The following is an 18,751-nucleotide window of genomic DNA, read 5'->3' as shown; positions in this document are numbered from 1 at the left end:
ACCGTCTCTCCACTGGGCATAGAGCGGCTGCTGAGGAATGCCGGATTCAGGTCACACCGTGCCGGACCTCCGATGCGGATTGATGGCCACCTGATCTTTGCTTCCTGGATCGAAGTAGGGGAGAAATGAAACGGTCATACACGTTTAATTTATTAATATAGTTTTAAACAAGATGAAGTTACAATCAACGCTGCAGCGTAAATTTTTTATTTACCAACTATGGAGTATGTTATGAAAGCAATGTGTTATAAATTAAGTGGTGCCGTGCTTATAATGCTGACCAGTGGATTATCCCAGGCAGACCCTGTAACCGAAGCATTTGTACATGCAGAGGATAGACTTGAATCAACGGCTGCATGCCTGGTTACCGCGACCAATTCAAGTTCGACTGCTGATTGTCTATGCGCTACTGGAAATAATGCTTTCTCATTCTGTGCCGGGGGTACTGGGAACGGAATGATCGTTAATGAGCAATTTGCGGCTGCCTGGGCGGCTGAAGTGGAGGCTGCAGAAACAGTATTGGATGCTCCTATTGCACCTTGGCCTAATGCTTCTGTGCTTATCGATGCACGTGCCTCCTGCACGTTAGATCAGGCCAGCCTTGATCTGGCTCTTACTCCTGACGCAGACAAATCAAAGCTGAAGGGCGTTATCGGTGCAAAGGCACAGTATTCGGCGATCTATATGTACCCCACGATCAATGGGGATGCCATACCCGGCATGGATCCGGTAAGACTTTGTGCATTAGGACAAGCATCCGTTATTGTGGCTGGAAGTTATGCGCCGAAAAGGCATCAGGATCATGGCCATAAGAAGAAATCCCGGTCAGACTCCCTTAATCTGGGTATTCAGGCAACGGATATAGGAATTACTGGAGCTTTTCAGTGGGCTTTGACTGGCGATCAGTCGCCTTTAGAGGTAGAGTACGCTGACGTTGGTGTTAAGTTTGTCCTGGTTGCTGGCGTAGCAGACGCTGTTGTGAAGGCTGGGAAAGGAATATCTGCTGTAGGCGTTCTTGCCAATACCAAGATTAGCAATCGTAGCCTGCATGTCGAAACCAAGCCAAATTTGACGGTGCTGGATCAGAATCCGTAACTGCTGGTTAGTGCTTTTTGCTTACAGGATGACTGGATTGCAAAATTAAAGTTACATTTTAATTATATTTTTGTTGCAGTCTTGTGTTATAAAACTGAGAAAGAGCGATGTTTCAGCTCTTTTTCAGTTTTGTTTATGATTTGCGGATTCAAATTTGAAGTGCAACGCCTGACTTGAAGAATACCTGACTGGGAGTCAAAAATCCAAGTCATTTTCTGGGCCTGTTGTTCAATCGGTTCATGGCGGTGTCGATCTCTTGTTGTGTGATGGTGGAGAAGTCCCGGTTTTGGGTGAAGTACTGCCGGATCAGTCTGTTGGTGTTCTCGTTGGTGCCGCGCTTCCATGACACATAACCGATCTTGCCATCGGTTTTATGAATCTCTTTGATCAAATCCGCCAGATATGACTCTTGCCGGAAAAGTTGGCAGATGCAGATCGAAAAATAGTATCGACTTATCCTCTGCGCTGAGTAACAGCCAAACCTGATAATGTTTCAGGCAATCAGCAAAAGACTCACCTGACAAATATGCAAGCTGATTCGTTTGAAGAAAGAACCTATAAAAAAGTCACGTGGCGGTTAATTCCACTATTGTTGCTTTGCTATGCCGCTGCCTATCTTGATCGCGTCAATATTGGCTTTGCTAAATTGCAAATGATGGCAGACTTGGGGATGTTGGATGTAGTCTACGGTCTGGGCGCAGGTGTATTTTTTATTGGATATTTTTTATTTGAAGTCCCCAGTAATATTATTTTGTACAGAGTGGGGGCACGCCTGTGGATCGGACGCATTATGATTACCTGGGGTCTTCTCTCAGCTGGTATGGCTTTTATTACCACGGACACCCAGTTTTACGTGATGCGGTTCTTGCTTGGCGTTGCTGAGGCAGGATTTTTCCCGGGAATCATCTTATATTTAACTTACTGGTATCCTTCCCATCGTCGGGCTTACATTACTGCCCTCTTTATGACCGCTATCCCGCTAGCTGGAATATTTGGCGGGCCCGTATCAGGCTGGATTTTGAAAAACTGGGATCATACACATGGCTGGCATGGCTGGCAGTGGATGTTCCTGTTTGAGGCAATCCCTTCGGTTGTATTGGGAATGATGGTGATATTGCTCATGGATGATCGTATCTCACGGGCAAGCTGGCTTGACGATGCCGAACGAAGTCTGCTGGAAGGCAACATCCGGCATGAAGAAAAACAAAAAAGGGACATGCCAGCTCGGCATCTCGCAAAAAGCGGCCGGATATGGGTCATGAGTGCCGTGTACTTTAGCATGACCATGAGCTTGTATGGCATCAGCTTCTGGTTGCCCACTATTATTCAGGATATGGGGGTCACCGATAATCTGGAGATAGGCGAGCTCTCATCCATCCCGTGGATGGCAGCCATGCTTGCCATGCTGATCTTTGCACGTCGGGCGGACCTGACCCATGACAGGCGCCAGCATATTGCAACAACAATGTTTCTGGGGGCGGCAGGACTGGTGGGTTCCGTGCTCCTGGCGCACAATCCTTTACCATCCCTGCTGGCCTTGACCATGGCATGCATGGGTATTATGTCCGCAATACCGCTATTCTGGAGTTTGCCTACGGGTTTTTTATTGGGTTCCAGTGCAGCAATGGGTATTGCAGCCATCAATTCTGTTGCAAATCTTGCGGGATTTGCCAGCCCATATGCAGTGGGGTGGTTAAAGCACATTACCCGGTCAATGGATTCTGGCATGTACATGCTGGCGATCCTGCTGGTTTTGGGCGCATGCCTTACCTTGAAAATACCGGTGGGTAATGATTAACTGATCGTAGTTGTATTTCCGGTTCATATCGGAAAATTTGAGGTTTCGCATAATCATGCAGGTTTATTTACCAACCAGAATTTTCTGGCTATATCAGAAAATTCAGCCGGCAAATTTTGACTGTTTCTTTCATCGCAGCAACGGATAATTTATGAACTCCTCTACACCGATTTCCATTTTCACGCAGTCCTGGTCGACCTATGATTTGATTACCGAATACAATTACATGTTCCATCGGGAAATTTATGCGACGGTTCATAATGCATTATGGCTACGTTACGACCGTGGACCATACACCCTGTTAGATCTGGGTTGCGGTAATGCACGTTACTTGGCTTCCTGCCTGAAGGAATGCTCTCCTCTGGTTTATGAAGGCGTGGACCTATCCGAAACAGCACTCAGAGAAGCTCGTGAATATCTGGGAAAATTGCCTGGTCAGGTTACTCTGACTCATGGCGACATGCTTACAGCAATTGAATCGACTACTAAAATATGGGATGTGATTTTCACTGGCTTTGCAATTCACCATATGACATCTATGGACAAGGCACGTTTTTTCCGCGCAGTGGAGCGTTGTCTTGCCACAAATGGATGGCTAATTATGGTAGATGTGGTACGTGAGGAAAATCAGAGCCGGGAAGACTATCTGGACCAATACCTGAAATTCATGCGAGAGCAGTGGAATAAGGTTCCGCCAGATCAGCTGAAAGAAGCATGTGCGCACGTGCACGACCATGATTATCCGGAGTGCTTGTCGACATTACGAGCCATGGCTAGCAGGGCAGGGTTGAAGGAAGCCCGTGTGGTGGCACGCCATGCGCAGCATCACATGATTTTATTTTCGCGTGCTACAGCAACCGTAAATTGAATATGGACAGTCCTGGCGAAACGGTGACTATCGTGAATATCAGAGGCGTAATGCACCTGAGGCAGGCCGGACGGCCAGAGATTGGCCGATCCAGCGAGACAATGTGCCGCCGGGCATGCCTGAATTTCGAAATTCGCATTGAATTACGGCATCAGCTCGAAATGAGAAAAGTAGTGCGGTAAATGATCAGAGGATCCCTAAGGAAATTGCGCCATTGCCATGGTGTCGATTGAATAAAAGACATTGATGAAGCAACCGATCCGAGTTGAAATGGAATTCCTTATTGTCGAGATTGCAATCGATACTCTCAAATTAATATATACTTAAAAAATTAGCCTGTTTAAATTCAGGTTTTGCTGAATCACTTCATATTTACCAGGAGATTTCCATGTTCGCTTTACGTCCCATTCTGCGCATTCCCGCCGTCAGCCATTGTTACGTCCTGGCTGTAGTCGTTGCATTTTTCCCTAATGTGTCCCATGCGGGTTTTGCAGCTCTTGAGGCGGAACGCAATGCCAGCGGAGGACTGGGTGCGATGAACCCTCCAGCAATTGCACGTTCGGCTGAGGGGGATTCACTGGTGGTATTCAATTCTTTTAAAAGTGACCAGTTGCACGTGTTTGCCAACCGTATCGCTGCCAACGTGTTGCCGACCAATGTAGCGTCGAATCTACCATCCGCTGTACAAGTAGATACCTCAACCGACCGTGCTTATAACCCGGATGTCGGCATGGCTGCCGACGGCAGGGCGGTGATTGTCTGGAATGCTGCCACTGACTCCGGTTTGAATGCAATCCGTGGACGACGCTACACCAGCGCAGGGATGCCGGAGGCCGGTGAATTCGAGATTGACCCGCTGGGTGCGACCAGCAAGTGGACACCCACCGTCGCTCTCGCTCCCAATGGCAATTTCACTGTAGCCTGGATTGGTTACGATGTCTCCGGATCGGGCCCGGCGGCGGTATACGCCCGTCGCTACGCAGCCAACGGAGCACCGCTGAGCGACGCAGTCAAAGTCAGCGGCAGCGAGCTTGCCGGGCGTAATCTCAAAGAGTGTGACATTGCGATGGACGCGGCCGGGAATTACGCCATCGTTTATAGTAGCGGTGACGGAAGCGATCTGCCAGGCGTCGAAGATCGCATCCACTTCCAGCTTTTCGGGCCCACAGGTAACAAGAAGAACGCCCAGGCGCTCGGCGGTTTCGATGGTAACGATCCGGCCATTGCTATGCAGGCAGATGGACGTTTCCGTTTGACCTGGACCGGTTTCTACGACGCAACCGAGAAGGCTGCCGGCAATTTCGCCATCCTCGCGCGCGCATTCGACCAGAGCGGCGTGCCGGTAACCAGTCGGGTGCGCGTGAACCTGTACGACTACTCGATGCAGTTCTCGCCAGACATTGCGATGGCGTCTAACGGAGACTACGTGATCTCCTGGACTACACATTACCAGGACGGCAGCGAGACAGCGGTGTATGCCAAACGTTACTACAAATCCAGCCTGGCTGCTGGACCGGAGTTCCAGTTGAATACGCTGACAATTGGTTATCAGGATGCCACGGCAGTGGCGATGGACGCGGATGGAGATATCGTGACTGCCTGGACCACCTCTGCATCAGTGCCTGGCAAAACAACAGTAGCCACGCGCCGCTACCGCGGTGACTCCAATATCGGACTGGGTGCCACGCTCACTTCTACTCGGGCGCAGGTTAAGTCGGGGGAAACCATCACGTACTCCGCCACGATCAGCAATCTGCGGACGCCGCAGTCTCCCACCGGCGTTTCTTCGATTGATGTCGGTATCGGTGCCGCACCGCGCGCACGTATCGTGATCGACTTGAGCCCTAAAGGGAGCGTCACTTCGGCGCCCAAGCTCAATGTGCCCGGCATCTGTACCCAGAACGCGCCGCAGCAGTATACCTGCACGCTGGAGCGGCCGCTTCGCGCCGGACAGAAGGCACAGGCGGATTTTGCCATCAAGGCTTTGGATACCGGAAATCTTGACATCAAGGCCGCGGTGGCAGCGGATTCCTATGACTCGAACACTGCCGACAATAGCAAGCTGGTGACCGTGGTCGTCAAGTGATCCGCCTGGATATCCATCAACACGCAAATTCAATCAGTTAACAGTGTCGTATTTGGGATGCATGCAATCTACTTGCAATAGAAATGCTTGGAGACTGCATAAACGATTCTTCAGGGGAGAAATGGCAATTTCAAACTGAAGATTTGTTTCCCGGTTTTTAAGGATCGTGGATTTGGGCAGGTGCAGACGTGCAATGTCTCGAGCTTGCATATATGTAGTTGCCTGCTCTTTGCAATTAAGAACGATCACAATGTGAATCGCCAATTCAAAAATTGATCAGAAACTATGGTCATAATTCGGATGCGTATGCTGTAATAGAATGGGCTGGACTCTATTATTAACAGCAAAGGCCAGTATTTGAATCTGTTAAAAAATAGATATTAAAAGTGGCAATTGTTGAACGCTTTTTAATAATTCGGCTTACGTCACTTCTTTTCTCTTGCAAAGTTTCGGCAGTTTTCTGCCATGTGACTGTATACAGGTAATTTCTCAAATCCTTAATGACTGAAGCTGTCTGAGTTGACAGTTTCAGCCATTTGGATTTTGGACAGCATGGAAGGTGCGAGGATTTTACCGGTTATTGATCGGATTCTCCAATGGATGGCTCTATACGGATATTACCAACGGTTACGCTTCCTTTAGTCGTTTGTTTTTTAGTGATTTCTTTAATAAAATTGCTGGGTACAAAACGCACTGCAATGTCCGATGTTGACTGGACGCCGAGTTCCATCAGTTCTTCCTGTACATCGTAAATCAAGGTGCCGATCTTATTGGAAGAATCCGAATCAGAGCTGTGGTTTTTGTGCATCGATCCAATGACTCCGAAATAATTCAGGGTAGCGATGTAAACCGATTTCTTCGGATTACGCTTGCTGCTGATATAGATTTTGTAAGTAACTTCGGGGTCACCCTGGATATCCACATTTTCGATAATCAACATCATGTTTCCTTGCCTGGTTCCCATTGCCCTGGGGGACGCAGACCGTAACCGGCTTTCAGTGGCAGCCTGCAGTGGAACAGTCAGCGCATTTCCCTTTAGCACGACTCCTTTGGTATGGGACACCGGGGAGAGACTTTTCATGGCCTTGGGAGCCGCAGCGCCAAGCAGCCTGGGCTTTTTGAGCACGGGTTTTTCAAGGGTGCAACTGGATTCATTGGCGTAATGCACATTGATAACGCCTGGCGTGAATACATCTGCAATGGTCATGCTGACCGCTTGACCATTTTCGTCCACGAACTGATAGCTGGTATCGTACCAGGAGTCCGGCATACCTAGATTGGCTTTTGCCCAGGCCAGATCAATGGTCTTTCCATTTGCTTCGCGATTCAGCCAGCATTGCCATAAGCGGTCTATATTCGCATGATGCAAATAAAATACCGGATCCAGGCCAGCCAGTGGTACCTGCCCTATATCCGGTGCCCTGCACCCTGATCCTGTGGCGCAATGCATGGCACCATGCGGCTGGCTTTCCAATAGAGAAGAAAAAAGCTTGAAATTCGTAAAATCGAAAGCCTGCTTTGCACTGCCATTGCTTGGGTCAATTGCAGTCAGGTATTCATTCAGCCCAGGGGTACGGAATTGGTCATACATTGCGCCTGCCGACTTTCCGCGAACCAGTTCCGGAAGGGCAATGCCTTTCCCTGTTGGCCCTTTTTCATCAAAATAATCCCAGTACGGCAAGCTGAAATTTGCGTCACCTGACTGTTTACGCATTACCCGTTCAAAAAAATGCAGATACATGCGATGCCAAGGCAAAAAATTTAAATCCCCATGCTGGCAGGTTCCCCATATGTCTTTCGTAACTCCATCATTTGGCAAAGGAGTATCGCGAAGGTGATCATAATAGGAAATACAAACAGGGTCTCCGCCGCACATGCCTATGGAGGCTGGAACATAGGTTGCAACAGTACCCGCTGCATTCGGCCCGGTTCCCAGATAACCATGTGTGTTCGCCCAGTATTGCCAGCTGGTGCGAAATTCAGGTGTTGAATTGTCGGCTGCATCATGGGATTTCATGGTTGCGACTGCCCTTTGCAAGGCAGCCACCTTGGCAGGATCCTTGGCAAAGTCATAGGCGCTAATTCGTTCGGACACTGCATAAGCAGGGGAGCTGCAATAGATTGCAGCAGTGATGAATGTAATAATGGCACGTTTCATTAAATAATTCCTTATGGCGAGTTGCAGGTGTATGGATGAGTTTTCAGTTTTTGTATCTGAAAATGAATGCAGGATTTTGAATTAGAAGAAAAGGTTTTCCGAAACAGGGGATAGCATGTATCAATTGCTATTGGCTGGTTCGGAATATCAATAGCTATAAGTAAAATTATGCATCCGGATATGCCTTAACAGAGAAGTTCTTCTGTTAAGGCAGCCGTAGATTACGAGGCCGGGTTGATCAGGTTTACATTCAGTCCCATGATCAGGGCGGTTTCGGCAGTTGAAGTGCCGATGAATGTTTTGGATGCAGCATCTGCTTTCCACCCCGAGGAGGCACTGCCGCCGCCGCCGCTGAAGTTAAATGGACCAATGCGCAGACCAGATGAAATATTCCATTTTTCTGAAAAAGATTTGAATGTGGATTCGCTTACGCTGATCGCGAAAGAGGGTTTGTAACATACAACCATACCCACTTTCTGTACAGACATGATGCCGTTTGGCCCCCAGACTGCTTTGGTGTCTCCCTCTCCGTGTGGAGAGTAACCGCGGATAAATGGACCGTCCTTGATCATGGAAACGAACGCGCCGTTATACCAGCGTCCAGCCTGGATAGAGATCTGATCCCAAGCCTCGAAATTGACCACGACTTTCAATGAAGAATCGGAAGCAAATTCATCTATCCTCTGCCAGGATCCTCCAATGTTTACGCTCCAGAAAAAGTTGCCAACGGACGTACTGCCACCTGCCCAGGTATTCTTGTAATCATATTCTGATTGAGAGTTTTCAAACCCGACAGAGCCTTTGCTTCCCCCTGTACCAGCTTTTACTTTGTTCAGCCAGGTCGTGGCATCCATTGCGATGGAATAGGATGGAACCTGGGGGAAAGTGGAAAGCGATGGATCCTGGAATTTTGTGTAATAGTCTGTATTTCCCAATCGTGCCTGTGCGTCTTTTAGCCCGGGAGTAGTGGTTTCAGAAAGAAGCTGGTTGTATACAGCCTGCTGGGACTGCACATTGATCCAGGCAGAATCAAGCTGTGCTTTCCATGACCGCCCCCCAAATCCTCCCAGCCATTCAGTAAACACTGGAGCGTTGGTGCCGCCGGTTTCCTTTAGGTATGCGGCCTGTGCCTGAGCGTAGACCATATCATAGTTATTGGTAGCCAACTGCAGCATGTTGCGTGCCTGTGCAATTTCGGCTTCCAGCTTCGCATCTGTCGTAGCTGCGCTGACAATATTGAGCATTGTCCCGTATGAATCGTTAAAGGCAGTGCCTGCAGACGTGTACTGCCCCGTGGCACTAAATTGCGGCACTGCAGAGCAGAAATCCCATTGGGCAGCAGAAGTGTAACCAATCGGGGCAATAGGCCAATCCCAGGTGGTAAATGGGTAAATTAGCTGGAAGTTTTTAGGGCTTACGCCTAATCCGTTGATGATGGCCCCATACAGGTGATTCCAAGCCTGGTCATTGATATCGGCAGCGGCCTTTGTTGTTAAGGGATGTTCACTTGTAGTTGCCAGATCGTGCGCATTGTTATTGATATTCAGAGCTGAGGTGAGTTTGGCGTCAAGTAGCGTATTGGATTGAATTTTTCTCATGCTATACCCCTTGTTATTCTGTTAAATTTAGTTACAGGATGAATGGCAATTATTATCAAACTTTGTTATATATAATTGAATTGTCATTCAATATTAATATTATGTTGATAGTTATTTGGAATAAACTGTCAAAGTTGACAGGGTGATGACAGTAGAAAGGCTGGAGGGATTTTCTGGGTTTGCCCGGTTTGAAATTTTTGGCTGGTAAAGTGCACACAAATATCTTTGTTATTATGGTATAATTTATAATAATAATTAAAATACTATATCCTAATAAATTGCCTTCCGTAAATTAGCCCGGGATGCTGATCTGTGGGGAGAGGGCGCGTCAAATCTCTGGGGCTTTCGAGGTGAAGGACCGAGCCGGTTTCGCACGCAGGGTTTTTTCACTATAAAAAGGAGCAGGAACGGAAAGAAATAACTCCGTGAGCTTTAGCCCTGCAGAATTATCCATCCGCCTGGCGGGTAATTTTGTTTGTGCGCAGCATGTGTCTGCACCTGCCGGCTCCTGAAGATCCCCTAACTTTGACCGACTGTGAATGTCAAGGCTGACATGACCTCAAATTTCCGAACGGTCCCGCATGCCGGATGGTGTGGCAGGGGTGGTTGCGATAGTGCGACCTCTATGGCGATCTTCAGGAAATCACCAGCTGGCACCAGAACCCAAATTAGGAAAGCGCAGTGGTGTTTCCCGTCAATTGTCCAGATTGCGGAATCTGGTGGCGGCCAGGATTTAATGTTACGGTCAATTGCAGAATCGGAGTTTTTTCCACTATAAAAAAGAGCGTGGATGGAAAGGTAATCCCCCCATTTTTGATGGGGGGATTGCCTATGTACTTGAATCAGGTCGCATAGAAAAATGCCCCTGACGGGACATTGCAATTTTTGTTCTGGAAGATTCAATACGGCTTAATTTGCCTGATTTGATGTTTGCATCCAGTTGTCTAAATGATACAAAAAACCGGGGTGCAGATTTCTCCGCACCCCGGTTTCCGGTTTTGCTTCCGCCAGTCCAGCGGAACCGCATGCAACCTGCGGTTCCGGCGAGCCTGCCTACGCCTTAATATGCGTAATGGCAGGACTCATATTTCTGATTCACCTCACCAGTAATGCAGGTCTCATACTTGTGCTTGAAGCTGCCGCCGTAGGTGGCCATCACCCCGGGAGCCGCATTCAGGTTGACGAAGTCCTGCACCATGAAGCCGATGACCGGCAGACCATAGTAGGTATGGTTGCTGTTGCTGGACGCCTGCTGGTGGCCCTCTTCACCGCATTCACCGAATCCTTCCACGCGTCATCGCTGCCATATTCGCCGGTTTCGTACCAGTCGGTATTCACCACTTGCTGGTTGTAGAACACCAGGCTGCGGAAGCGACCATGACGCAGGTCAGGCTCGATTGAACCGGCCTGGTGCCAGATCGGGTGTTCTGCGAAGTTGTCGATCGCCACCGGGTCGTAGCTGAAATCGGTTCCGGATCCCGGAGCGACCAGTGACGCGGAGCCGGTCAGGCCGCCGGTGGGCGTATCCATGTAGAGCTTGGTTCCCAGATCGGAGTACTTCAGCCCTTGCAGCTTGGAGCAGTCGTCCGGCACGCCGTCCACATGGGTCAGCGCTTCCAGGATATCGTCATTGCCATGGATTTCACCCATTTCGATGATTTCGATGTAACCCTCGCGCGTGCGGTCCAGGGACTGGGTCTCGCCGTCGCGGCCGCCGATGTTGATGCCGTTGGCGTCAGAATCACTCGGGTCGATCTTGTCTTCGTTGTCCACCGTGCCGGTATAGGCGTAGTTCACGAATGCCTGGCCGCCCGCCGGGATCATCGGTGTGGTGCACGACTTGTCGGCAGTGATCACCTTGGCGCCGGTGCCGGTATCGACCACGGCCGCGGTCCACATGTCATACGGGGACAGGTACAGGTTGAAGTCCAGCACTTCACGGCTGTTCCTCGATTCGATGAAACGTACTTTCACCGCCTTGGCATAGCCAGTGGTGTTGATCACGGACATGTAGGTGTCCATGCCGCCACGGGTGGTGTAGTACGGATACAGCAGCACCTGGCCGGTGCCATCCGCATTGATGTACATGCCGTTGTTTACCGGGACTGCCTGCGCCATCGCCATGCCGGATGCGCCAATGCCGGCTGCCAGGGCGAGGCAGATTGACTTTCTCTTGAAGTTTTTCATTTTTATTCTCCTTATTATTGGATTGATTGCCAGAATTCCAGGGTTCAGGGTCAAACCCGAATTGCTGCCCACCTCCTGTCAAGGCAGTATGGCCAGTTCTTCCGCATCTTACCATCTGCGTGCATCCTGCGCACGCTGCGCGCCTTCCTGCCCAGCCAGTTTCCCATCAGCCGTGCATCGCAGAATTTTCCTTACCAATTTTCCTTACCGTCGTCTGCTGCGAAACTGTTTTTGGATGTTTACGCCGGTTGCAACGGCTTGTCAACCATTTTTTTATTCAGACGAGTCGCAACATGATTGAACTTGAAATTGAAGTATGATATAAACTTGTAAAACTAAATCTTAGGAATAGATGTGTACATTAAAATCATGAATTTGATGTCTAAATTCTTAAAAAGGAACCGGGTTTCCATATTAGGGATGGTATCGCTTTTCTCGATCCATTTTTCGGTATCTGCCCAAACTTGCTACACTTCCTGCGCAGGTGCTATACAGCTTGAATGTGGAACAAACAGGCCATTTGGGGTATGCGTCGGGGCATGGGGGTGTGGCGATCAACGAGGGGCGCATATTTGCCTGGGAGACGCTGGAGGAGATATAGGAAACTCTTCTACCTGTAAAAATGATAATGAATGTCCATCAGGCTACGGATGTGCAGCCTGGGCCGTTAAAAAAAATGAATGCGTAAAGAAGTGCGAGCGTGATAGTGATTGCCCATCAGATCAGCAATGTAAAAAACCTTTAGGAACCAGTTTTAAAAGGTGCAAATAGATTAATTAAGGACTTTTTAAATAAAATCATAGAAATTTATGTATATTGAGTAATGTCAGTTTATTAGAACTTGAGCTGATTCGAATATGAAACGAAATAGAATTAAATTTTTATCTTTAAAAACATATTATATATATTTTAATTTTTTAATAACGGGGAGAAAAATAATGATCAGTCATAGAATGTCATTTAGAGCCATGTTTGTGCTGTCGATATTCCTGTTAACAGGATACTCGGCGCAAAGTACAGCTGATACTTGTATTTGGGAGGGGAAAGCACCGTTTTGTAATGGTGACTGTAGAACAGGTTATACACTTGCAAAACGTGATAATAAAGGGGATGGAGATAAGTGTGCCACTGGCACAAAAGCTTATTGCTGTAAAACGTCCGATGTTATCATTAGAGGAACTGCACCTTTATGTAATGGCAAGTGCAAGGTAGGGGAGGAAATGCTAGGTGATTCGGACTATGGGCCGAATGGTAAAAAATGTATGACTGGAAAAGCCGCTATTTGCCGGTTACAAATTCAATAAAATTGGTGGATTCTAAGTTTTGGAGTGTAATTTTGAGTAATGCAGGTCAGGAGGGTTGGATACGTTAGCATCTGAGTCTTTGTGACCAGCTAGTCGAAATTGCAAAGACGAGCTATACAAATCTCATCCGAGAAGAACGATACCAGATTGCTCTAAACCGAGTGTCTGGTTTTCGTGAAATATGTAAGTAATAATTTATAAAATTGAAAGAGGACCTATGATAAAAGTCAGGCATTGGATTAGTTCGGTTGCTATAGCTGGTTTTGTCTTCGTTTCCAGTTATGCGCAGGCCAATGGCATTGAAAATATCACTCTTGAGGGAGCGGGATGCCCTCAGGGATCAGTGGGTAAGAGTGTTTCGAACGATCGCCAAAGCATGACACTGATTTTTGATTCATTCGTTGCTTCTACAGGTCCTGGCATTCCGGGAAGTGAAGAAGTGAAGGAGTGCCGAATCGATCTGACCATGCAGAATAATGACAGCGTTGGGGTAATAATGGATACGCGTGGATATGTTCATCTACAGAGTGGAATGACCGGAGATCAGCACCAGAACATTCCTCGTGCCAAGCGATCGAATCTGGTCACCAATTTTTTTGGACCGGTGGCAAAGGACTACCTTTCGCGTTCAACCGCGACAGTACTGGCTCAAGGAAATCCATCCAGTACAACTGTTTCCATTATACTCCAGGTTGCTGTCGATAAAGGCAGTAACCTTACTGGTCAAGGTCAAATTACCATTGATTCTCTCGACCTGAAATTGAATTAAGGCTGATCATGGCATACATCGGTGCCATGGTCTGTTCGTATTGCTTATTCATCCATTGATTGCTTTTCGGCAGGCTATGGCATTTCCAGGTCTCATGGCAATATGTCAGAAGGTTTTGTCGTTATACCAAGCTAAATCACTGCATAACCTGGCAGGCTGGGGGAATCCCCAGCCTGCAATTTTTCCAGTGCAAGAAAACGTAATAGCTTCACGGCTGAATGGTCGCCAAATGGTAAAGCTAGCCTGAAAACCGGGAGGTAATGGTTCTTGTTTAGAAGTGTTTCAGGAAGTTAAGGATGCACTGAACATCTCTAAGGGTGTCCCGAATTTTGTGTAAACGGGGTTTGCGTTAACAGGTAGGCATCTCGTTCCTCGAATAGGATGGCAAATCGATGGAGCACCCTTTGTCAGTTCTGTCGGGGCATAGTCCATTTCTGGCTGATGTTCATCAGCGCCAGTTAAAACAATTTCAGCAATGCCTTGTTGCCAGGGAGCGGTCTCGGGTTCCTGGTAATTTTGCGCAGGCCCATGTTCTCCGGATCATTGGCATTGATAGTGTAGAGAATGTGGTGTATCTCCGGCGGATATTCAAAGACGATCAATTTTATAATTTGTACAAATTTAATTGTATCCGGTGTCAACGGTGTAGAATTTTTTATGAGCCAGATTAGTCAATCCAGCTTCTTGCGTTTTTTGCTTGTTGGTGGGAGCGCCACTCTGTTTCATTATACGATAATGGCGGCTCTGATTTACTTCCAGAACATTACAGCAGGTGTTGCTTCGGCCACGGGCTATACGCTTAGTATTTTTTACAATTATTATGCTAACGCCCACTTTACTTTTGGTGGCAGCCATAGCCATGCACGAAGCCTGCCGCGCTTTTTGTTCACCGCTTTGGTTGGTTTGGGAATCAACCAGATCGTATTGCTCCAGGGGATAAATTTTTCCATGCCGATTGTGATTGCGCAGTTAATCGGAACAGCTACCGTGCTGATTTGGAATTATCTGGTCAATGCTACATGGACTTTTTCCAGACGAGACTTCCAATGATGACTCTCCCTGTTCTTGGTCTTGTAATTCCTTGCTTCAATGAGGAGGATGTTCTGGGTGAGACAAGTGCGCGTTTGATTTCACTGCTTACTCGAATGCGCGATGAAGGTTTGATTCACGATCGCAGTGCAATTTTCTATGTGGATGATGGAAGTAGGGATAACACATGGGCGCTGATTAAAGAGCTTTCGGCTGTCCATAAGGAAGTTTGTGGCATTAAACTTTCATGCAACCGTGGGCACCAGAATGCGTTGCTATGCGGTCTGATGACTGCACCGGGTGACATGATTATCAGCGTCGATGCAGACTTACAGGATGATCTTGAGGTTATTCCAAAGATGGTGCGCCACTATAGAGAGGGTTGTGAAATCGTTTATGGGGTGCGCAAGCGCCGCGATACGGACACTTTTTTTAAACGCATAAGCGCCGAAGGGTATTACAAGCTCATGGCAGCGATGAAGATCGATATTGTCTTTAATCATGCCGATTATCGCCTGTTGAGTCGTCGGGCACTTGATGCACTGTCAGAATACCGTGAGGTCAATCTTTTTTTACGTGGCTTAGTCCGGCAGATTGGCTATCAAAGCGCAATCGTCGTATACGATCGTGCAGAGCGCTTCGCCGGAGAGTCGAAGTATCCGTTGCGGAAGATGATCTCCTTTGCCTGGCAGGGAATTACTTCTTTTTCGACCGCTCCATTGAGATTGATCACGACCATGGGTTTTTTGGTCTCGTTGATTAGCGGCGGACTGGGACTCTGGGGACTCGCCACAAGTCTGATATTGAATCAAGCCTTACCCGGATGGACCTCTACAGTTGTTCCAATGTATTTTCTCGGTGGGATTCAACTTTTAAGCCTCGGTGTAATTGGTGAGTATGTCGCTAAAATTTATATAGAAAGCAAGGGAAGGCCTAGATTCCATATTGATAAGCTTGAGGGAGATGCATTCAGGAAAGACCTCCAGGAATAATGAAGTACAGATGTCAACAATAGGATTCTGGATTGGCTGCATGAGTTTACCTATATGATTTACATAGAAAAAATAAAAACATATTACCTGTTTCCTTGTATTGCTGCGTTGATAGCCTTCGGCATCGGATACATTCATCATAGGTGGTTTTATCCGCTTCATTTTCATGGCGATGCGGCTGCAATGCAGGTATTGGCTAGAGCCATTCTTGATGAGAAATTGCTTCTTCCTGCAGATTTCAGCTATGGAAACCAGCTGATTTTCTTGAGATCAAGTCCATTCATAGCATTGGTTTTATGGGCTGGTTTGGATGGCCACAATGCTTTTGTTTTTGGATCTTCCCTGAGCATCGCTTTTTGGGCAGTGATTCTGTTTTGGTTTTTATCTAGGTATTTTGAGTCAAGGAAAAAAGGACTTTTATTCTCGATCCTGTTACTGATTCCTTTAGGTATTTGGGAGGTCGATTTGATCTTGGGGCAGCAATCACATCTAGCCAATGTGGTTCTTGCCTTGGGCACAGTGATTTCTGTCCATCGCTATATTTCAGATAAAGGAAATCTTTCTCTTCTTATTGGATGCATCTGTTTGTTTGTGATGTCGTCAGAGGCTCCCATCCGAGGGCTACTCCTGCTCGTACCGGTTCTTATTGTGATTCCCTTGACTGTAAATATAAGGCATTTACTGATAATTTCTTCCGGTATGGCAAGTTCTTTTGTTCTGGCTTATGCCACAAATAAACTTTTGATCAGCTCTTATCCCATTTCGAATAATTATTTCAATACGCTTACCTTCAAATCGAGTGATGAATTTATTCAAAATTTCATCCGTACGTCCGGAGAGGCTATTAGATCCGTATCGAGCTTAAATACAGTTTCTGGCACCCATCTCTCTGTTTTGGGTTTTCTTGTTTTTGCATCAGGAATGTTGTTAGTTATTGCATATTTTTCATTTATTCTCGACGGTGTATTGAAGGTAGTCAGATTGGGATTATGGAAGCTGGCAAGCTCCCAGGGGTTGCATGGTTTTTCAGGGAATCGTGTTGTTAACTTTGTTTCGTTAGTTGCCGTATCGGGTGTAATAGTTGGCGCATTTGCGGTTTCCGCCCTGAATCCCGATTCTTCCCGGCACTATCTGTGGGCGATCTTTTTAGTAAAATTTTGCCTTTTTATGAGCCTCTACGAGATAGCATCAAGATTGGTTACCCGTAACGGGGCAGGAATATTGATTTTCGCTGTAAGCTTGGTGCTGTCATTTTGGTTCGCTAGTCTGGTTGTTTATAAAAGGAATATTGACAAACTTATAGATGTTCGAAATTTTTCTGGGGCGGTTCTTCAAATTAAAAAAATTGCAGAAGAAACCGGGATCCGGAATGTATATGGTGACGATTTCTGGAGAATGATGCCATTGAATACATTATTGCCAAATATTCATGGACAGGCTCTTCTTCTAATAGATGAGGATGTATATCCTGATTCCTGGCTTACAAGACCTAGCTGGTCTTGTATTAATGGAGATGTCCTTTATTATCTGAAAAACAGTCCAGTTGACAAGGCAATTAAAGAAAAACTAGTCGATCGTGGAGGGAAAAGAGTTTATCAGGAGGGGGATTACGCATTATGGGTTGCTCCCAGGGTATGGCAGATTCCTCCTGCTGCCAAATGTTTCAAGCATGCTTTTACTTTTAAAGATGAGTCGTTGCTTAAGCTCCCGTCTGCAGTGGGTTTGGTTAAAGATGGAGTCAAAATTTCAAACGGTAAAGTTGGATTTTTAACGTTCGGACCTTATTTTCCTTTGAAATCTGGTAATTATCGACTTAATGTATGGGGTTCATCTGGCATGCTGAACGGATCCTATGTTGATGTTGTTTCCGATCTTGGAAATAAAATACACGCAAAATTTGGCCTGAAACCGTATGTAGATGATGTGTTGATACAGAATGAGTTAGTTCATCTATCCAGGGATGTGCGGGATATTGAAGTGCGGGTTTGGGTTAATGAAAATGACACAATCAGGTTGTCAGGATATAGTCTAGAACCACTCTAGACACTTGAACTAATGGATATGAAATCAAGAATTTCAAAAAATTGGTATTTTTGTCGGGTTTGGAATAATCTATCTGTAGTCAATTTTTATTTCAGCAACGTGATTTGCTGTAAGTTGGGCCTGACTGTCACCCCGGGTAGGCCAGCGCATGGCCCATGCAGCACATGGCATCGGAAAGGCAACTGCAATAAGACCGGTTCAGCATATACTTTTTCCCGTCGCCTTTGGTTGAATGCCGAAAACCACCCGGGGGATGCAATGTCTGGATCAGGATGTCCTGTATCTTGCCTGGATGCGTGCAGGCCGCCAGGACTGGCAGGAAACTTGCTGTCGGCTGTGATCACATCCATGCAGAGCGGTTTCCTCTGCTTTTGTCGGTCGATTTATCCGTGTCGCAAGACGAGCCAAGCGGCAATCTCGTCCAGGGTCACGATTTCATTGTCAGCTTCCGCCACTTTTTTGCCTTTCCATTTACCTCTTTGTTGGCGAAGAAAACCATTGCATTCATGCGTAATGCACGAATCATTAAAACCAGTTGAATCCGCAAAAGATATAACTGGTACTATTCATGCTGAATGGAAGTTTCTGCGCCTAATCACGAGCAGAAGGAATCTTGCCTGGATCCATGCCGAACTGAACCAATGCAGGCTTCAGGGACGGAAAGGGAACCCGATCCAGATTTTGCATGCCGTGGAATCATGCGGCTTCCATGGAGCAAAACCTCTGTGACATTCTATATGAAATTTGGCCAAAGGACGCTGGGTCAATGGATAAGAACATCCTGATGAATATTTTTCTCCGGTCATGGAACTAATTGCATGAAC

The 18,751-nt window shown here is 47.0% G+C and carries 14 protein-coding genes; 10 read left to right on the top strand and 4 right to left on the bottom strand.

Going from position 1 to position 18,751, the window contains the following annotated elements; genetic code table 11:
* The first annotated feature begins 231 nt into the window (after positions 1 to 231).
* The gene (locus tag KJA68_RS04960) at positions 232 to 1,095 is read left to right on the top strand and encodes a hypothetical protein (RefSeq protein ID WP_213035834.1); all 864 of its coding nucleotides are present in this window, start codon (positions 232 to 234) and stop codon (positions 1,093 to 1,095) included.
* Between the two features lie 208 nt (positions 1,096 to 1,303).
* Here the strand turns inward: KJA68_RS04960 and KJA68_RS04955 are convergent, their stop codons facing one another.
* On the bottom strand, positions 1,304 to 1,486 hold the full coding sequence (locus KJA68_RS04955; RefSeq protein ID WP_213035833.1) for a hypothetical protein: 183 nt from the start codon (positions 1,484 to 1,486) through the stop codon (positions 1,304 to 1,306).
* Between the two features lie 135 nt (positions 1,487 to 1,621).
* On the opposite strand from KJA68_RS04955, the gene KJA68_RS04950 reads away from it, so the two are divergent.
* The 3 genes from KJA68_RS04950 (at position 1,622) to KJA68_RS04940 (ending at position 5,847) form a co-directional block, all read left to right on the top strand.
* Complete coding sequence (locus KJA68_RS04950) at positions 1,622 to 2,893, top strand: MFS transporter (protein WP_213035832.1); 1,272 nt, start codon at positions 1,622 to 1,624, stop codon at positions 2,891 to 2,893.
* Positions 2,894 to 3,044: 151 nt separating this feature from the next.
* Positions 3,045 to 3,761 carry a class I SAM-dependent methyltransferase gene (locus KJA68_RS04945; protein WP_213035831.1) on the top strand — a complete coding sequence of 239 codons (717 nt, stop codon included), beginning with the start codon at positions 3,045 to 3,047 and terminating at the stop codon, positions 3,759 to 3,761.
* 388 nt (positions 3,762 to 4,149) lie between these two features.
* Entirely contained in the window at positions 4,150 to 5,847 is a 1,698-nt protein-coding gene (locus KJA68_RS04940) for a hypothetical protein (RefSeq protein WP_213035830.1), read from the top strand.
* 577 nt (positions 5,848 to 6,424) lie between these two features.
* Here KJA68_RS04940 and KJA68_RS04935 read toward each other — a convergent pair.
* The 3 genes from KJA68_RS04935 to KJA68_RS04925 all read right to left on the bottom strand — a co-directional run bounded on the left by KJA68_RS04935 (position 6,425) and on the right by KJA68_RS04925 (position 11,790).
* The gene (locus tag KJA68_RS04935; RefSeq protein WP_213035829.1) at positions 6,425 to 8,005 is read right to left on the bottom strand and encodes a tyrosinase family protein; all 1,581 of its coding nucleotides are present in this window, start codon (positions 8,003 to 8,005) and stop codon (positions 6,425 to 6,427) included.
* A 221-nt stretch (positions 8,006 to 8,226) separates the two neighbouring features.
* Positions 8,227 to 9,603 carry a hypothetical protein gene (locus tag KJA68_RS04930; RefSeq protein WP_213035828.1) on the bottom strand — a complete coding sequence of 459 codons (1,377 nt, stop codon included), beginning with the start codon at positions 9,601 to 9,603 and terminating at the stop codon, positions 8,227 to 8,229.
* A gap of 1,173 nt (positions 9,604 to 10,776) precedes the next feature.
* Positions 10,777 to 11,790, bottom strand: coding sequence for a hypothetical protein (locus KJA68_RS04925; protein WP_213035827.1), 1,014 nt, complete (start codon positions 11,788 to 11,790; stop codon positions 10,777 to 10,779).
* Between the two features lie 857 nt (positions 11,791 to 12,647).
* On the opposite strand from KJA68_RS04925, the gene KJA68_RS04920 reads away from it, so the two are divergent.
* The 6 genes from KJA68_RS04920 to KJA68_RS04895 all read left to right on the top strand — a co-directional run bounded on the left by KJA68_RS04920 (position 12,648) and on the right by KJA68_RS04895 (position 18,466).
* Positions 12,648 to 13,094, top strand: coding sequence for a hypothetical protein (locus tag KJA68_RS04920; protein WP_213035826.1), 447 nt, complete (start codon positions 12,648 to 12,650; stop codon positions 13,092 to 13,094).
* Positions 13,095 to 13,311: 217 nt separating this feature from the next.
* On the top strand, positions 13,312 to 13,863 hold the full coding sequence (locus KJA68_RS04915) for a DUF4360 domain-containing protein (RefSeq protein ID WP_213035825.1): 552 nt from the start codon (positions 13,312 to 13,314) through the stop codon (positions 13,861 to 13,863).
* Positions 13,864 to 14,427: 564 nt separating this feature from the next.
* The gene (locus KJA68_RS04910) at positions 14,428 to 14,913 is read left to right on the top strand and encodes a GtrA family protein (protein WP_213035824.1); all 486 of its coding nucleotides are present in this window, start codon (positions 14,428 to 14,430) and stop codon (positions 14,911 to 14,913) included.
* Positions 14,910 to 15,884, top strand: coding sequence for a glycosyltransferase family 2 protein (locus KJA68_RS04905; RefSeq protein ID WP_213035823.1), 975 nt, complete (start codon positions 14,910 to 14,912; stop codon positions 15,882 to 15,884). The genes KJA68_RS04910 and KJA68_RS04905 overlap by 4 nt, the downstream gene beginning before the upstream one ends.
* Before the next feature lie 54 nt (positions 15,885 to 15,938).
* Positions 15,939 to 17,927, top strand: a complete 1,989-nt coding sequence (locus KJA68_RS04900; RefSeq protein ID WP_213035822.1) for a hypothetical protein — start codon at positions 15,939 to 15,941, stop codon at positions 17,925 to 17,927.
* A gap of 272 nt (positions 17,928 to 18,199) precedes the next feature.
* Complete coding sequence (locus tag KJA68_RS04895; protein ID WP_213035821.1) at positions 18,200 to 18,466, top strand: hypothetical protein; 267 nt, start codon at positions 18,200 to 18,202, stop codon at positions 18,464 to 18,466.
* Positions 18,467 to 18,751 lie beyond the last annotated feature (285 nt).

It is taken from the genome of Candidatus Nitrotoga fabula (assembly GCF_905221025.1).
In the GTDB taxonomy this organism is placed as follows: Bacteria; Pseudomonadota; Gammaproteobacteria; order Burkholderiales; family Gallionellaceae; genus Nitrotoga; species Nitrotoga fabula.
Note: the sequence above shows the minus strand (reverse complement) of the source record. Positions and strands in the feature narration are given on the sequence as shown.

What these genes read in the sequence shown, in the direction of transcription:
- KJA68_RS04905 (WP_213035823.1), top strand. Translation starts at nt 14,910, where the DNA reads ATGATGACTCTCCCTGTTCTTGGTCTTGTAATTCCTTGCTTCAATGAG.
- KJA68_RS04945 (WP_213035831.1), top strand. Translation starts at nt 3,045, where the DNA reads ATGAACTCCTCTACACCGATTTCCATTTTCACGCAGTCCTGGTCGACC.
- KJA68_RS04900 (WP_213035822.1), top strand. Translation starts at nt 15,939, where the DNA reads ATGATTTACATAGAAAAAATAAAAACATATTACCTGTTTCCTTGTATT.
- KJA68_RS04910 (WP_213035824.1), top strand. Translation starts at nt 14,428, where the DNA reads ATGTGGTGTATCTCCGGCGGATATTCAAAGACGATCAATTTTATAATT.
- KJA68_RS04960 (WP_213035834.1), top strand. Translation starts at nt 232, where the DNA reads ATGAAAGCAATGTGTTATAAATTAAGTGGTGCCGTGCTTATAATGCTG.
- KJA68_RS04920 (WP_213035826.1), top strand. Translation starts at nt 12,648, where the DNA reads ATGAAACGAAATAGAATTAAATTTTTATCTTTAAAAACATATTATATA.
- KJA68_RS04950 (WP_213035832.1), top strand. Translation starts at nt 1,622, where the DNA reads ATGCAAGCTGATTCGTTTGAAGAAAGAACCTATAAAAAAGTCACGTGG.
- KJA68_RS04925 (WP_213035827.1), bottom strand. Translation starts at nt 11,790, where the DNA reads ATGAAAAACTTCAAGAGAAAGTCAATCTGCCTCGCCCTGGCAGCCGGC.
- KJA68_RS04895 (WP_213035821.1), top strand. Translation starts at nt 18,200, where the DNA reads ATGTCCTGTATCTTGCCTGGATGCGTGCAGGCCGCCAGGACTGGCAGG.
- KJA68_RS04935 (WP_213035829.1), bottom strand. Translation starts at nt 8,005, where the DNA reads ATGAAACGTGCCATTATTACATTCATCACTGCTGCAATCTATTGCAGC.
- KJA68_RS04915 (WP_213035825.1), top strand. Translation starts at nt 13,312, where the DNA reads ATGATAAAAGTCAGGCATTGGATTAGTTCGGTTGCTATAGCTGGTTTT.
- KJA68_RS04940 (WP_213035830.1), top strand. Translation starts at nt 4,150, where the DNA reads ATGTTCGCTTTACGTCCCATTCTGCGCATTCCCGCCGTCAGCCATTGT.
- KJA68_RS04930 (WP_213035828.1), bottom strand. Translation starts at nt 9,603, where the DNA reads ATGAGAAAAATTCAATCCAATACGCTACTTGACGCCAAACTCACCTCA.